A 15096-nucleotide genomic window follows, 5' to 3' on the forward strand; every position below is an offset into this window, starting at 1 on the left:
TCACCGGTTCGGGTCACGGCGAGCGGCCCGCCAGCCGCGCCAGCCGATCACCCCGATGGCGGTTCCGAGCCCGAAGGAGACCACCGCCAGTACCGCGTGCACCACGAAGAATGAGGTGGGAGAGCCGTCCGGACGCCAGGCGTCGTCACTGGCCATGAGGTTGCGCGCGAAGGTGATCCAGATGACCCAGGACCAGATGCCGAAGATCATTAGAAAGAGCGACGTAGCCCGCGACATGCGCATGCCCCGCAGTATGCCGCCGGGGTGGCGGTTAGCCTGCACGGGTGCACACCCGCCCCACTCGCTCACTCCGGCTCCTGCTCGCCACCGTGCTGTCCATGCTGGTGCTGGCGCCCGTGGCGTACGCGCAGCCCGGCACGGCGGCCGCCGCGGACGAGGACTGCCCGAACCGGTTGCTGCCGCCGCCCCCGGTGGACACCTCGGAGCGGCCGCCGCCCGGCCAGGAGTCCCCCGAGCCGCCGCCGGTCCCTGACCGCGCCGCGGGTGGTGAGCGGATGGCCGAATGCGGGCTGGTGCTCCCGCCGGACATCCTGAACCCACCCGCGGGCACCACGGCGCACTCCTGGATGCTGCACGACCTGGACACCGGCGATGTGCTGGTGGCGAAGAACCCGCACGGGCGCTACCGCCCCGCCTCGCTGATCAAGGTGCTGCTGGCGCTGGTGGTGCTCGATGAGATGGACACCGACGAGCGGATCACTCCGACCACAACGGACGCCGAGCAGGAGTGCACCTGCGTCGGCATCAAGGCAGGCAGTTCGTACACCGTGGACGATCTGCTGCACGGGCTGCTGATGCGCTCCGGTAACGACGTCGCGCACGCCTTCGCCACCGCACTGGGCGGGGTGCCGGCCGCGGTGGCGAAGATGAACGCGCTCGCCGAGCAGCTCGGCGCCAGGGACACCCACGCCGCCACACCGTCCGGTTTGGACGGGCCGGGAATGATGAGCTCGGCCTACGACCTGAGCCTGATCTTCAACTACGCCATGCGGCAACCCGAGTTCGCCGCGGCGGTCGGCACCAGGACGATCGAGTTCCCCGGCGGGAACGGCGAACCCGCCTTCCCGATCTACAACGACAACCGGCTGCTCAGCGACTATCCGGGTTTCCTCGGCGGCAAGACCGGGTTCACCGACGACGCCCGGCATACCTACGTCGGCGCGGCGCAGCGGGACGGCAGGCGGCTGGCGGTGGTGCTGCTGCGCGGTGAGCAACGCCCGACCCGGTTGTCCGAACAGGCGGCCGAGCTGCTCGACTACGGCTTCCGGGTGGCGGCGACCGGGGCGGAGCCGGTCGGCCGGATCTTCTACACCGAACCCACCAGCGAGCGGGCCACCCCGGCCCCCGAAGGAGACGAGGAGGCCGGGCTGGCCAGCTCGTCCACGCCGGAGGACCCGTTCGGCGTCACCGGCTGGGTGATCACCCTGATCGCCGCGGTGCTGTCCATCGGCGGCGTCATCCTCGTGCACCGCCGTCGCCAGGCCGAGGGCCAGTAGCCTCCTGCTCCTCGGTCATCCGCAGCGAGCTTCCGCTCGGCGAGTTGCGGCAGTCCAGGTCGCGGCAGTCCCCGGAGGCGGCGTCCTGGGCCGCGTGCTCCTCGGGCTCCCCGGCTGGCAACGTCTCGCTCGCCAGCCACCAGGCCACCAGCGCCGCCGCGGCGATCCCGCCGGTGACCAGGAAGGCCAGGCCGTAGGAGGACTGCTCGGCGATGGCGCCCGCCACCAGCGGGCCGAGCACGGCACCCACATCGGCTGCCATCTGGAACCCGGCCAGCACGCTGCCGCCGCGCGCCTTGGACCCCAGCACGTCGGCCACCGCGGCGTTCTGCGCCGGGTTCAGCGTCCCGGAGCCGAGCCCGGCGATCACCGCGCCCGCCAGGAACAGCCAGGCCTCACCGGACTGGCCGAGCAGCACCGTGCCCACCCCGAGCAGGGCGAGCCCGAGGAGGGCAGGCGGCTTGCGTCCCTTGGTGTCGGCGAACCGGCCGGACACCAGCAGCACCAGCGCGTTGGCCGCGGCGAACACCGAAAGCACGATCCCGGTGAACTCCTCCCCCTTGGCAAGCACCGCGGTCACGAACAGCGGCACCAGGGACATCCGGATGCCGAAAACCACCCAGCCGTTGGCGAAGTTCGAGGCCAGCGCGGCCCGGTAGGTGCGGTGCCGCAGCGCCGCGCGCAGGCTCAGCACCGGCTCGCCATCGGAGTCGGCCCGCCCGGCGAGCGCGGAGTCGCGTAGCTGCCACCAGACCAGCCCGGTGGTGAGCAGCAGCGCCACCCCGTAGGCGAGGAACGGCGCCCGCAGGGACACCACGACCAGCCCGCTGCCGATGATCGGGCCCGCGATCCCGCCGAGCAGGAAACTCGTGCCCCACAGCCCGGATGCCCGCCCGCGCAGGTGCGGGGGTGAGATACGGATCAGCAACCCGATCGCGGAGACGGTGAACATGGTCGAGCCGACCCCGCTCAGCGAGCGGAACAGCAGCAACTGCCAGTACTCGGCCGCGAAGGCGCAGGCGATCGTGCCCGCCGCCACGATCAGCAGCCCGACCAGGTAGGTCGGGCGCTCGCCGAACCTGGTCACCAGCCGCCCGCTCACCGGGGCGAAGGCCAGCCGGACGAAGGCGAACGCGCTCACCACCACCGAGGCCGCGGTCACACCGACGTCGAAGCTGGTGGCGAAGCTCGGCAGCGCGGGCGCGATCAGCCCGTACCCGATGGCGATCAGGAAGCTCGCACCGACAAGTACCCAGATCTCGCGCGGCAACCGCCGGGTCGCGGCGTCACCGTGCGTAACCTTTTCCGTCACTATGCCCCCAATGCGTCACCGCGAGCATATGCGCATCGGCTGGCGCCGCGCTCAGCGCCGACGGGCCAGCCAGCCGAGCAGCGCGCCGAGCCCGAAGGCCCCGGCCGCCGCTCCGGCGCCGGGGCCGCGCCGCACCCGTACCTGCGGCCGGATCACCGCTGGCGGCGGCGGTTCCACGGTGTGCACGATGTTCTCCCGTGCCGTCGCCGTCCACGCGGTGACCAGCAGCAGGAACCGGGAGACGAGGTTGGCGAAGAACATCAGGCCGATGATCGGCCCGAACAGTACGGTGACAGGCGACTCGGAGACCAGCCCGAGGTAGATCGCGGTGACCTGCTTGAGCACCTCGAAGCCGAGGGCGGCGATGATCGCGCCACGCACGGCGCTGCGCAGCCCGACCCGCTGCCGGGGTAGTCGCGCGATCACCCAGAGGAAGACCAGCACGTTGGCAGCCAGGGACAACACGATGGTGGCCAGCTTCAGCAGCAGCCGGGCCCAGCCCACGTCGTCCAGCCCGGCCAGGTCGAGCAGGAACTTGCCAAGGCTGCCGCCCAGCGCGGTGAGCGCGAAGGACACCAGCAGCGCCGCGCCGAGACCGGCCAGCGCCACCAGGTCCTTGAGCTTGGTGGACACCAGTGGTAGCGGCTTCTTCTCCTGGCCCCACTGCGCGGTCAGTGCATCGCGCAGGTTGCTCATCCAGCCGATGCCGGAGTACAACGCCACCACCAGGCCGAAGCTGAGCACCCCGCCGCGCGCGTCCAGCGCGTACTCGACGATATCGCTGAGCAGGTTGCCGAGGCCCGATGGCGCCGCCTCGGTGATACGGGCGCGCAGGTCGTTCAGCACCGCCTTGTCGCCGGCGACGACCAGGCCCACCACGGAGAACCCGACCATCAGCAGCGGGAACAGGGAGAGCACGCTGAAGTAGGTGATCGCCGCGGCATAGTGGTTGCCGTACCGCTCGTTGAACGCGTCCTTGGCCCGGACCAGGTGGTCCAGTGCCGGGTACTTCCGCCGCAGGCGGGGGATCAGCTTCTCTTGCTGGGCTTCTTCCGCTGGCACGGACAGACGCTAACCAGGCGGGCCACACCCCGCAACGCGGGCGAGGTTCCTACCTCCGCAGGTGTCCACACCGGTGCGCGCGCTGGTTGACTGGGGCGCTCGCAGCCGAAGGGAGCCCACCGTGCCCGGACGACGCCGCTACCTTCCCGCCGGCGCCGCGACGCTCGCCATGATCGCCGCGCTGCTCGGTGCCGGCGGCACCGCGACGGCCGAGCCCGCAATGGCAGGCCCCGGTCCCTGCGGCTACACCGAGACCCCGGACGATCCGCCCGCGCGGCCGGTGCCGTTGCCGCCGGACTCGCGCGAACCACGGGACACCGGGTTCGCGCTGGTGACCCTGCGCACCAACCTGGGCCGGGTCCCGCTGGTACTGGACCGGGCCAAGGCACCGTGCACCGTCAAGAGCTTCCTGCATCTGGTGCGGCACGGGTTCTACGACCGCACGGTCTGCCATCGGCTGACCGCATACGACACGCTGAAGGTGCTGCAGTGCGGTGACCCGGGCGGCACCGGCGAGGGCGGGCCCGGCTACCGCTACCCGGACGAGCTGCCCACCGACCTGCCGCCGTGGCCCGGCGACGAGACGGGGCAGGCGAAGCTGTACGCACGCGCCACCCTGGCCATGGCCAACGCCGGTCCGGACACCAATGGCAGCCAGTTCTTCCTGGTATACGGCGACTCCGCGCTGCGGCCGAACTACACCGTGTTCGGCCGCACCACCTGGAGCGGACTGTCCACCTTGGACCGCGTTGCGGCGAAAGGGGTCGTGCCCACCCCGGACGATCCGGACCCGGTGGACGGCAGGCCGGCCGCCGAACCGAAGATCCGCTGCGCCGTGCGCTGGTTCTAACACTAACGGGCTGGCTGGAGGAAACCGATCCGGCGGTACACCTCGGACAGGGTCGCCGAGGCCACATCGCGGGCCCGCTCGGCCCCCCGGGTGAGCAGCTTGTCCAGCTCGGCGACATCGTCCAGATAAGACCGGACCCGCTGCTGGAACGGCTCGACGAAGTCGACGAGCACCGCCGCGACGTCCTTCTTCAGGTCGCCGTAGCCCTTGCCGTCGTAGGCGGTCTCCAGCTCGGCGACCGGGCGGTCGGTGAGTGCCGAGTAGATGGTGAGCAGGTTGGAGACCCCTGGCTTTCCCTCGGGGTCGTAGACGATCTCCCTGCCGGTGTCGGTCACCGCGGAGCGGACCTTCTTCGCCGACCGCTTCGGGTCCTCCATCAGCTCGATCAGCCCGTTGGCCGAGGAGGCCGACTTGCTCATCTTCGCGGTGGGGTCCTGCAGGTCGTAGATCTTCGCGGTGTCGGTCACGATATGCGGCTCGGGCACGGTGAAGGTGGGGCCGAACCGGTTGTTGAACCGCTGCGCGAGGTTGCGGGACAGCTCGAGGTGCTGCCGCTGGTCCTCCCCGACCGGCACCGCGTTCGCCTGGTACAGCAGGATGTCCGCGGCCTGCAGCACCGGGTAGGTGAACAGGCCGACACTGGCCCGGTCGGTGCCCTGCTTGGCGGCCTTGTCCTTGAACTGGGTCATCCGGCTCGCCTCGCCGAACCCGGTCTGGCACTCCAGCACCCAGCTCAGCTGCGCGTGCTCGGGCACCTGGCTCTGCACGAACAGCGCGCCCTGCTCCGGGTCGAGCCCGATCGCCAGCAGCTGCGCGGCCGAGCGCCGGGTGCGCTCCAGCAACAGCGCGGGGTCGTGCTCCACGGTGATCGCGTGCAGGTCCACAACGCAGTAGAAGGTCTCGTGCGTGTCCTGCAGCCGGACCCACTGCCGCAGGGCACCGAGGTAGTTGCCGAGGTGGAAGGAGTCGGCGGTGGGCTGGATCCCGGACAGCACGCGGGGCTTGCCGCCCCTGGCCGGCGAGGCTGCTGCTTCGGACACGCTTGCTTCGGACACATCAGGATTGTCCCGCATCCCCGCGGGCCCTGGTCACCGGCCTCCGTGGCGGCCCGGCCCGAAAGCACCAGTACCAAAGTACTGAGACGAAAGTAGGCATGGGTGCGCGTGCCCTACTTACGAAGGTTCTGCGCGCCCGGCCAGTTACTTACCGTTCTCCTCGAGCCGGCTCGCTCTTTCCGCGCTCAAGTGAAGGAGAACTCATGAAGGCACGGTCCCTGCTCTCCGGCCTGTTCGTCGCGGCGGCCACCGCGCTGTCCGCGGTGGCGGTTCCCACCACCGCGGCGGCGACGGAGACGACCGGCGTCGAGCCGTTCATCGTCGGCGGTCACGACGCGACCCAGACCTACTCGTTCATGGCTTCGCTGCAGTCCTACTGGGGTAGCCACAGTTGTGGTGGCTCCCTGATCAAGCCGAACTGGGTGGTCACGGCCAGGCACTGTGGCCAGCCAGCGCAGGTCCGCGTCGGCACGACGAACCGGACCAGTGGCGGCAGCGTCGCCAGGGTCGCCGAGCGCATCGCACACCCCTCGATCGACCTCGCGCTGCTGCGGCTGTCCAGCTCGGTCCGGCAGCAGCCGATCCAGATCGCGCAGAGCTCCGGTTCGGTCGGCACCGCGACCCGGATCATCGGCTGGGGCCAGACCTGCGCCCCGCGCGGGGGCTGTGGCGCCCCGGTCACCCTGCAGGAGCTGGACACCTCGATCGTGTCCGACCGCAGCTGCCGCGGCATCAACGGTGCCGCCGAGATCTGCACCAACAACCCGGACGGCAACAAGGGTGCCTGCTACGGGGACTCCGGCGGCCCGCAGATCAAGCGGGTGAACGGGACCTGGCAGCTGATCGGCGCCACCAGCCGTTCCGGTAACGGCGACCCGACCTGCGCCACCGGGCCGTCGATCTACGTGGACGTGTCCTACTTCGCCAACTGGATCGCGCGCAACACTCGCTAGTTCCGCGATCCGCCCCACTCGGTGCGGCGTGCCAACCCCTGCTAGGCACGCCGCACCGAGTCATGTCGGGGTGACCCCCGTCTCAGTGTTTGACGTGCTCGCCTCCGGTAGCGATGACACCTGCGTGCGGACCACCCACCTCGCCGCCGCAGGTGCGACGTGCGGTTGCCGAGGCGGCGGTTTCCGGGGTGGTCTCCGCGATCACCGAGCGACGGGTCGGGCGGCTGAGTTTCGCGGAGAACTCGCTCGGCAGGCTGGACCCCTGCCCGCTGCTGGACATCCCCGAGGTGGCCGCCGTGCCCGGTGCCGACCGCGAGCTGGAACCGAGCGTCCACGGGCACAGATGCCGGCGCGGCACGGTGAGCCTGACCTTCGACCGCACCGGCCTGCCCGCCACCGGGGAGGACGGGCAGGCCGAGACCGCGGAGCTCACGGTCTACCAGCAGGAGGGCGAAGCGGACGAGCAGACCTGCGCACACGCCCGCACCCTGGCCACCCTCAGCTGGCCGGAACTGCCCTGAGCGCGGCCGCCCCGGCGGTCAGACGCCGACGCCGACGCGGTGGCCGTAGGTGGTGCTGCGCTGCCGGGACGGCCGCCCGGCCAGGGTGGCCAGGTGGTCCAGCTCGGCCGCGGTACGCGAGGAACCGTGCTCCGAACCGGCCATCCGGGAGATGGTCTCCTCCATCAGCGTGCCGCCGATGTCGTTGGCCCCGCCGCGCAGCACCTGCGCGGTGCCCTCGTCACCGAGCTTGACCCAGGAGCACTGCACGTTGTCGATCCGGCCGTGCAGGCCGAGCCTGGCGAAGGCGTGCACCGCGCGGTTGTCCCGCATGGTCGGGCCCGGCCGGGCCACCCCCGCCAGGTAGATCGGCGCGTTGTGGTGCACGAACGGCAGCCCGACGAACTCGGTGAAACCGCCGGTCTCCCCCGCGATCCGGGACAGCACGCGCAGGTGCCCGAGCCAGTGGCCGGGATGGTCCACATGCCCGTACATCATCGTGCTGGAGGAGGGAATGCCCAGCCGGTGCGCGGTGGAGACCACGTCGATCCAGGTCGCGGCCGGCAGCTTGCCCTTGGTGAGCACCCAGCGCACGTCGTCGTCCAGGATCTCCGCCGCCGTGCCAGGGATCGAGCCGAGCCCGGCGTCGCGCAGCTCGGTCAGCCATTCCTCGACGCTGACGCCCGCCTTGGCCGCAGCCGAGACGATCTCCATCGGGGAGAACGCGTGCACGTGCATGTCCGGTACCGCGGCCTTGATCGCGCGCACGATGTCGGCGTAGTAGCTGACCGGCAGCTTCGGGTCGATGCCGCCCTGCATGCACACCTCGGTCGCGCCTGCGGCCGATGCCTCCACCGCCCGCGCGGCCACCTCGTCCACCGAGAGCCGGAAGGCGTCGGCGTCCCGCTCGCGCTGGGCGAAGGCGCAGAACCGGCAGCCCACGTAGCAGACATTGGAGAAGTTGATGTTGCGGTTGACCACGTAGGTGATGTCGTCGCCGACGACGTCGGCCCGCAGCTCGTCGGCCAGCCTGGTCAACGTCTCCAGCGCGGCACCGTCCGCGGTGAGCAGCGCCATGGCGGCGTCCGCGTGCGTCTCGTCCAGCAGGGCGCCGGGGTACTCGGCGGCCAGCCGCAGGCCCGTCCGCACATCGGCGTCCAGGCGCTCCGGCGCGCCCTGCGCGGGGACCTGCGCCCGCAGCGCGTCCCAGTCGCCGTACACGCTGTCGAAGTCACCGCGCCGGTCCCCGGTCCTGCCCTCGGTGTCGATGGCGGAGTGCAGGTCGGCCCGGCCGGTGGTGTCCAGCCCGCCGTCCGGCTCCTGCCACTCGTGGCCACGCACCGGGGCCTGCTCATCGGCCAGCCCCTCCGGATCCGCCAGCGCGGTCACATGCGGGTGCAGCCGGATGTCGATCCACTTGTCCGCCTCCCGCACGTACTTCGGGTAGGCCGCCAGCCGCTCGCGCAGGTCGAAACCGGCCTGCGCGGTCCACTCGGCCAGCTCGTCCACCCGCGGCCACGGGCGCTCGGGGTTCACATGGTCCGGGGTCACGGGGGAGACCCCGCCCCAGTCGTCGATGCCGGCCCGCAGCAGCAGCGCGTGCTGCTCGCCGAGCAGGTTCGGCGGCGCCTGCACGCTGACCCCCGGCGGCATCAGCAGCCTGCCCACGGCGACCGTGGCGGCCAGGTCGGTGATGTCGGCGTCGGCGTGCTCCCGCATCGCGGTGTCCGGCTTCGCCCGGAAGTTCTGCACGATGATCTCCTGGACGTTGCGGTACTGCCGCGCCCGCTGCCGGATGGCGTGCAGGGACTCGGCCCGCTCGGCCCTGGTTTCGCCGATGCCGACCAGGATGCCGGTGGTGAACGGGACGCCGACCCGGCCCGCGTCGTCCAGCACCCGCAGCCGCACCGCTGGCTCCTTGTCCGGGCTGCCGTAGTGCGGTCCGCCCTTCTCCGACCAGAGGCGCTCCGCCGTGGTCTCCAGCATCATGCCCATGCTGGGTGCGACCGGCTTGAGCCGCTGTAGCTCCTCCCAGCTCAGCACGCCGGGGTTGAGATGCGGCAGCAGGCCGGTCTCCTCAAGCACCGCGATCGCCGAAGCCCGCACATAGTCCAAAGTGGACGAATAGCCGCGCTCCTCTAGCCACTGCTTCGCCTGCGGCCAGCGGTCCTCCGGCCGGTCGCCGAGGGTGAACAGGGCTTCCTTGCACCCGGCAGCCGCACCGGCGCGGGCGATCTCCAGCACCTCGTCGCGCTCGAGGTAGAGCGAGTGCAGCTTGCCCGGCACGGTGACGAAGGTGCAGTAGTGACACCGGTCCCGGCACAGCCGGGTCAGCGGGATGAACACGCTGCTCGAGTAGGTGACGATGCCGGAGCGGCCCTGGTCGGCAAGGTGGGCGTCCCGGACCTGGCGGGCCGCGGCCAGCAGCCGGTCCAGGTCCTCGTCCCGGGCGTGCAGCAGCACGGCCGATTCGGTGACGTCCAGTGCGACCCCGTCCTCCGCGCGCTTGAGCGCGCGGCGCATCGCGGACGGGCTCGGTTTCTGCTCAGGCGGGGTGATCGAGACGCTGTCTGCCATGGCCCGAGACTACGGGCGCTGGGCCCTGGTGGGTTAGGGGTCGCGCTGTGCGGGATGGCACCGCGCGCGGCGGAATAAGCCGGGGGCAGGCCGCCGGACAGGCCGTCGAACGGGCCTCAGCCGACCGGGCTGCGCGGTGCCGGGGTGAGCATCGGGCGGGTGGCCTCCTCGGTCAGGTCCGCTGCCGTCGGCTCGGGCGTCTCGGCACCGGCCTGCACCACCGCGGCGGCGTGCTCGCGGGCCTTCCTGCGCTGCCGGAGCACGCCCAGTGCCATGCCCACGATGCCGAGTGCGACCGCGATCAGCCCGACCGGGCCGAGCAGGCCGAACGCGACCTCGTTCGGGGCGACGTCCGCGGGCTCGGCCTCGCCCTGGGCCATGGCGCTGCCAGGACCGGCGAGCAGTACCGCCACCGGCACGGCCGTCACGATCGCCCCGGCACGGAGTATCCGCACCGGCTGCCTTGCTGGGTTGCGCACCGGAGTGCCTCCCGCGACGAGAATGTCAGGTCTTCCGAGCCGCCGGGCCATCACCCGGACGGGTGTATCCGTCGAGATGCAAACTACCGAGTGTGTCAAGACCGGCGAGTTGCGATCATCGCGCCGACAGAGGCTAGCGAGTTACCGAACGCAGCCGACGGCGGGGTGTGGGCCGGGACACCCGGCTCAGCCCGCGGGCACGACCCGCTCCACCAGCGCGGCGATCACCTCGGCCGGTTCGGCCGCGGGCAGCACCTCCGGCAGGGTCAGCTGCTCCACGATCAACCCCGTCATGGCCAGGTACAACAGCAGCACCGTTGTCTCGTTCCCCGGCAGGCCGCGGTCCAGGTGGCCCTGGACGTTGCCGTCCAGGTTCGCCCGGACGGTCTCGGTCAGCGCCGCCCGCAGGCCGGGCCGCCGGGTCGCCTCCAGCCGCAGCTCCAGTAGCGCCAGGTAACCGGTGCGGTCGGCCCGCACGCGCTGCAGCAGGCCGCGCAACATCCGCGCCACCAGCTCGCGCGAGGGCTCCGCTCGCTGGTAGTCGGCCAGCTCGGCCGCGCCGGGGCCGAGCCGTTCGTGGATCTTCGCGGCGGCGTGCCACAGCAGGTCGTCCCGGTTGGCGAAGTAGTTCGAAGCCGTCCCGGCGGGCACCCCGGCCTCGGTGTCCACCGCACGGAAGGTCAGCCCGCGGGCGCCGCGCCGCGCCAGCACCTCGATCGCCGCCTCCGCCAGCGCGGCCCTGCGCTCCGGGTTCGTCCGCATGCGCCTCCTTCCGGAAACCACTTGAACCACTACAGGCAAAGTACTATATCTGGAGTGGTTCAGGAGAGGGAGTGATCGAGCTTGAGTACCGAAGAGCTGCGCACCGTGGCCCCGGCCTTCACCGAGATGGCCAACCGGATGGTCTACTGCACGATGGCCACGGTGGACCGGGCCGGGCGGCCGCGCTCCCGGATGGTGCATGCGCTGTGGGAATGGGACGGCACCGAGCTGACCGGCTGGGTCGGCAGCATGGTGACTCCGTTGAAGCGGGCGCATCTGGCCGGCAACCCGTATGTGTCCTGCAACTACTGGGACGGGGCCGAGGCGTACGACACCTGCGTGGCGGAGTGCCGCGCCGAGTTGTTATTGGACGAGGCGAGCAAGCGGGAGTGCTGGGAGCGGTTCCGGAGCACCCCGGAACCGCTTGGCTACGACCCTGGCGCGATCGGGATCCCGGAGTGGACCGAGCAGGGGCCCGCCGCCCCGGCCTGGGGCGCGATCCGGCTGACACCGTGGTTCCTGCGGGTGTTCCCCGGCGAGTTCGCCAAGTCTGGCGGGAAGACCGGCCGGATCCTCAGCTGGCGGGAGCCGGATGGTCGAACCGCGCGGTGACCGGGGCGTGGTCGGACCAGCGTTGCTCGTAGCTGGCCGCGCGCTCCACCCGCACCGAGGCGCAGGCCTCCGCCAGCCGCGGGGTGGCGCAGATCAGGTCGATCCGCCAGCCCGAGTCGTTGTCGAAGGCCTTGCCCCGGTAGGACCACCAGGTGTACGGGCCGGGCCCCTCCGGGTCGAGCCTGCGCTGCACGTCGACATAGCCCACCTCGTCGAACACCCGGCCCAGCCAGGCGCGTTCCTCCGGAAGGAAGCCGGAGTTCTTCCGGTTGGTCCGCCAGTTCTTCAGGTCGATCTCGGCATGGGCGATGTTCCAGTCCCCCATCACCAGCACCTCGCGCCCGGAGGCCTCGGACTTGGCCCGCAACTCGGCGAGGTAGGGCAGGAAGGCGGCCATGAACCGCTCCTTCTCGTCCTGGCGCGGGGTGCCGACATCCCCGCTCGGCAGGTACAGGCTGGCCACCACCAGCCCGGGAAGGTGCAGTTCCAGGTAGCGCCCGCTGTCCTCGAACTCCGCCTCGCCGAAACCGGTGCGCACCGACTCCGGCTCGTGCCTGCTGTACAGCGAGACGCCGTTGCGGCCCTTGATCGAGCAGGCGGCGTGCACGGCGTGCCAGCCCTGCGGCTCGCGTACCGTCGCAGGCAGCTGCTCCGGCTCGGCGCGCACCTCCTGGCAGGCGACCACATCGGCCTCGGTCGCGGCCAGCCATTCCACGAAGCCCTTCTTCGCGGCGGCACGCAGGCCGTTGACATTCACGGTGGAGACGGTCAGCACGCCCGGGAGGCTACCGGCGCACCACGACAGTCCCGTTCGACCCCCAGGAGGATGCGGTGCCCGAACTGACCGTGCTCGGCAGCTGCGGCGCCTGGCCGGAGCCCGGTCGCGCCTGCAGTGGTTTCCTGCTGGACCACGACGGCTTCCGGGTGGTGCTCGACCTCGGCTACGGCACGGCCGCGCGCCTGCTGGCGCGGTGCCCGGACGGCGCGGTGGACGCGGTGGTCATCACCCACGAGCATCCGGACCACTGCGCGGACCTGAGCGCGCTGGGCCGGGTCCGGTACTACACCGGTGCCGCCCGGCTGCCGCTGTACTGCCCGCCGGGGGTGCTCAGGGTGCTGGCCGCGATGGAACCGCGCCCGGACCCGCATGCGGTGTTCGAGGTGCATGAGCTGGGCGCGGCGGCCCGGCTCGGCCCGCTGCGGCTGACCGGCTTCCCGCTGCCGCACCACGTGCCCAACCGGGGCGTCCGGCTGGAGGCGCCGGGGCTGAGCCTTGCCTACACAGGGGACACCGGGCCCGCGCCCGCGCTGACCGACCTGGCCGCAGGCACCGACCTGTTCATCGCCGAGGCCACGCTGCAGGGGCCCGCCCCGGCCACCGGGCCGCGGTACCTGCTGACCGCGAGCGAGGCCGGGGAGGTGGCGGCCGCGGCGGGGGCGGGCAGGCTGCTGCTCACCCACTTCTGGCCGGGCAGTGATCGTGCGGTTTCGGTGCGCGAGGCGCGGGCGGAGTTCGGCGGTCCGGTGCTCGCGGCAACGGAGGACCTGGTGGTCCCGCTGTAGCCCTGGCCGCTCAGCCTCAGCCGCAGCTCGCGCCGTCCACCGGGCGCAGGAACTCCTCGGCCGCCCAGCGGCCCTCGGCCAGCTTGCGGAAGCCGTCCTGGACCACCGGTTCGGCCTCGGTCTCGGCGTCCTGCTGGAACTTGCCGACGATGGTGGTGTCGGTCCCCGGGCCGGCGCGGACGTTCAGGATGTCGGCGGTCACCCGTACCTTGCAGCCTGCGTCCCCGCCGCCCGACTCGGCGTCGGACGGCCGCTCGTTCGCGCCCAGCACGTAGATCAGGCCGATCCCGGCGAGCACCGCCACAATGATGATCGTCCGCTTCGGAATGCCGAGTATCACAGGGCTCCTCCATGACGCCCGTACCGCCGCCCCGGCCAGGGTAGAGCCGCGGCGGAGCGCCCGGACAGGCCCGAGCGGTCGAACCACCCGCTGGTGTCAGCTACCCGCCGTGATGCCCTGAACGTGGCGATCGCGACGTTGAACGACTCAAAAGTGCCGTTCGCGACGTCTGACGTCCGGAAAGCCACGTTCAGGGCCCTGGCGGTGCGGGTCAGCCCTCGGCGATCTTCTTCTGCAGGTTCTCGTCCAGCGTGGCCAGGAAGTCCTCGGTGGTCTGGAAGTCCTGGTCCTTGCCGACCAGCAGGGCGAGGTCCTTGGTCATCTTGCCGCTCTCCACGGTCTCCACGACCACCTGCTCCAGCTTGTTCGCGAAGCCGACCAGCTCGGAGTTGCCGTCCAGCTTGCCGCGGTGCTCCAGCCCCCTGGTCCAGGCGAAGATGGAGGCGATCGGGTTGGTCGAGGTCGGCTTGCCCTGCTGGTGCTGCCGGTAGTGCCGGGTGACCGTGCCGTGCGCGGCCTCGGCCTCCACCGTCCTGCCGTCCGGGGTGCGCAGCACCGAGGTCATCAGGCCCAGCGAGCCGAAGCCCTGCGCGACGGTGTCGGACTGCACGTCACCGTCGTAGTTCTTGCAGGCCCAGACGTAGCCGCCGTCCCACTTCAGCGAGGCCGCGACCATGTCGTCGATCAGCCGGTGCTCGTAGGTGAGCCCCTTGGCCTCGAAGTCGGCCTTGAACTCCTCCTCGTAGATCTCGGCGAACACGTCCTTGAACATGCCGTCGTAGGCCTTGAGGATGGTGTTCTTGGTGGACATGTAGACCGGCATGCCCCGGTCGAGCCCGTACTGCAACGACGCGCGTGCGAAATCCTCGATGGAGCGGCGGTAGTTGTACATCCCCATGGCCACGCCGCCACCCTCCGGGTACCTGGCGACCTCGAACTCCATCGGCTCGGAGCCGTCCTCGGGGGTGTAGGTGATGGTGACCGTGCCGGGGCCGGGGACCTTGAAGTCGGTGGCCTTGTACTGGTCACCGTGCGCGTGCCTGCCGATGATGATCGGCTTGGTCCACCCGGGTACCAGCCGCGGGATGTTCGAGATGATGATCGGCTCCCGGAAGACGACCCCGCCCAGGATGTTCCGGATGGTGCCGTTCGGGCTGCGCCACATCTTCTTCAGGCCGAACTCCTCGACCCGCGCCTCGTCCGGGGTGATCGTGGCGCACTTGACGCCGACACCGTGCGCCTTGACGGCGTTCGCCGCGTCGACCGTGATCTGGTCGTCGGTGCGGTCCCGCTCCTCGATGCCCAGGTCGTAGTACTCGAGATTGATGTCCAGGTAGGGGTGGACCAGCTTGTCCTTGATGAACTGCCAGATGATGCGGGTCATCTCATCGCCGTCGAGTTCGACGACGGTGCCCTCGACCTTGATCTTGGCCATGAGCAGCGGTGCTCCTCTCGCGGATCTCTCGCGTCTCGTCGTAGCGGTACAAGCGTACTGGTAAACCTTCGGCGATGCC

16 protein-coding genes are annotated in these 15096 nt (G+C 71.0%); 6 read left to right on the plus strand and 10 right to left on the minus strand.

Translation table 11 applies throughout. The annotated features are described in order from the left end of the window. Positions 1–243 carry an SCO4848 family membrane protein gene (locus KOI47_RS30455; RefSeq protein ID WP_216210275.1) on the minus strand — a complete coding sequence of 81 codons (243 nt, stop codon included), beginning with the start codon at positions 241–243 and terminating at the stop codon, positions 1–3. Between the two features lie 41 nt (positions 244–284). Between KOI47_RS30455 and KOI47_RS30460 the strand changes: the two genes are divergently transcribed. Beyond that, the gene (locus KOI47_RS30460; protein ID WP_408629865.1) at positions 285–1517 is read left to right on the plus strand and encodes a D-alanyl-D-alanine carboxypeptidase family protein; all 1233 of its coding nucleotides are present in this window, start codon (positions 285–287) and stop codon (positions 1515–1517) included. On the opposite strand, the gene KOI47_RS30465 is transcribed toward KOI47_RS30460, so the two are convergent. After that, positions 1477–2832: an MFS transporter gene (locus KOI47_RS30465; RefSeq protein ID WP_408629961.1), complete on the minus strand. Its 1356-nt coding sequence runs from the start codon at positions 2830–2832 to the stop codon at positions 1477–1479. The two genes, KOI47_RS30460 and KOI47_RS30465, sit on opposite strands and share 41 nt — an antisense overlap. Before the next feature lie 48 nt (positions 2833–2880). Then, positions 2881–3891 carry an inner membrane protein YhjD gene (gene yhjD / locus KOI47_RS30470; RefSeq protein WP_216210279.1) on the minus strand — a complete coding sequence of 337 codons (1011 nt, stop codon included), beginning with the start codon at positions 3889–3891 and terminating at the stop codon, positions 2881–2883. Positions 3892–4060: 169 nt separating this feature from the next. Between yhjD and KOI47_RS30475 the strand changes: the two genes are divergently transcribed. Continuing rightward, positions 4061–4741, plus strand: a complete 681-nt coding sequence (locus KOI47_RS30475) for a peptidylprolyl isomerase (RefSeq protein ID WP_216217664.1) — start codon at positions 4061–4063, stop codon at positions 4739–4741. 2 nt (positions 4742–4743) lie between these two features. Here the strand turns inward: KOI47_RS30475 and trpS are convergent, their stop codons facing one another. Further along, complete coding sequence (gene trpS, locus KOI47_RS30480; RefSeq protein WP_232376357.1) at positions 4744–5796, minus strand: tryptophan--tRNA ligase; 1053 nt, start codon at positions 5794–5796, stop codon at positions 4744–4746. A gap of 203 nt (positions 5797–5999) precedes the next feature. Here trpS and KOI47_RS30485 point away from each other — a divergent pair, with 203 nt between their 5' ends. Together KOI47_RS30485 and KOI47_RS30490 are read left to right on the plus strand one after the other, a co-directional pair. Further along, the gene (locus KOI47_RS30485; protein WP_216210283.1) at positions 6000–6749 is read left to right on the plus strand and encodes a S1 family peptidase; all 750 of its coding nucleotides are present in this window, start codon (positions 6000–6002) and stop codon (positions 6747–6749) included. Between the two features lie 152 nt (positions 6750–6901). Next, positions 6902–7270: a hypothetical protein gene (locus KOI47_RS30490; protein ID WP_216210286.1), complete on the plus strand. Its 369-nt coding sequence runs from the start codon at positions 6902–6904 to the stop codon at positions 7268–7270. Between the two features lie 18 nt (positions 7271–7288). Here the strand turns inward: KOI47_RS30490 and KOI47_RS30495 are convergent, their stop codons facing one another. The 3 genes from KOI47_RS30495 to KOI47_RS30505 all read right to left on the minus strand — a co-directional run bounded on the left by KOI47_RS30495 (position 7289) and on the right by KOI47_RS30505 (position 11067). Continuing rightward, a complete protein-coding gene (locus KOI47_RS30495; RefSeq protein WP_216210288.1) occupies positions 7289–9826 on the minus strand; it encodes a bifunctional FO biosynthesis protein CofGH in 2538 nt (845 codons plus the stop codon). Positions 9827–9942: 116 nt separating this feature from the next. Beyond that, complete coding sequence (locus KOI47_RS30500) at positions 9943–10305, minus strand: hypothetical protein (RefSeq protein WP_216210290.1); 363 nt, start codon at positions 10303–10305, stop codon at positions 9943–9945. 186 nt (positions 10306–10491) lie between these two features. Continuing rightward, positions 10492–11067 (minus strand): TetR/AcrR family transcriptional regulator, encoded by a 576-nt coding sequence (locus KOI47_RS30505; protein WP_216210291.1) that lies wholly within the window; start codon positions 11065–11067, stop codon positions 10492–10494. Between the two features lie 81 nt (positions 11068–11148). Here KOI47_RS30505 and KOI47_RS30510 point away from each other — a divergent pair, with 81 nt between their 5' ends. Continuing rightward, positions 11149–11679, plus strand: coding sequence for a pyridoxamine 5'-phosphate oxidase family protein (locus tag KOI47_RS30510; protein ID WP_232376358.1), 531 nt, complete (start codon positions 11149–11151; stop codon positions 11677–11679). On the opposite strand, the gene KOI47_RS30515 is transcribed toward KOI47_RS30510, so the two are convergent. Next, positions 11642–12454, minus strand: coding sequence for an exodeoxyribonuclease III (locus tag KOI47_RS30515; protein WP_216210293.1), 813 nt, complete (start codon positions 12452–12454; stop codon positions 11642–11644). The genes KOI47_RS30510 and KOI47_RS30515 overlap by 38 nt on opposite strands. 56 nt (positions 12455–12510) lie before the next feature. On the opposite strand from KOI47_RS30515, the gene KOI47_RS30520 reads away from it, so the two are divergent. Then, positions 12511–13242 (plus strand): MBL fold metallo-hydrolase, encoded by a 732-nt coding sequence (locus tag KOI47_RS30520; RefSeq protein ID WP_216210295.1) that lies wholly within the window; start codon positions 12511–12513, stop codon positions 13240–13242. A 16-nt stretch (positions 13243–13258) separates the two neighbouring features. On the opposite strand, the gene KOI47_RS30525 is transcribed toward KOI47_RS30520, so the two are convergent. Further along, positions 13259–13582, minus strand: a complete 324-nt coding sequence (locus KOI47_RS30525; protein WP_216210297.1) for an SH3 domain-containing protein — start codon at positions 13580–13582, stop codon at positions 13259–13261. A gap of 211 nt (positions 13583–13793) precedes the next feature. Then, on the minus strand, positions 13794–15017 hold the full coding sequence (locus KOI47_RS30530; RefSeq protein ID WP_216210299.1) for an NADP-dependent isocitrate dehydrogenase: 1224 nt from the start codon (positions 15015–15017) through the stop codon (positions 13794–13796). Between the last annotated feature and the right edge of the window lie 79 nt (positions 15018–15096).

Source organism: Amycolatopsis aidingensis (assembly GCF_018885265.1).
Classification (GTDB): Bacteria; Actinomycetota; Actinomycetes; order Mycobacteriales; family Pseudonocardiaceae; genus Amycolatopsis; species Amycolatopsis aidingensis.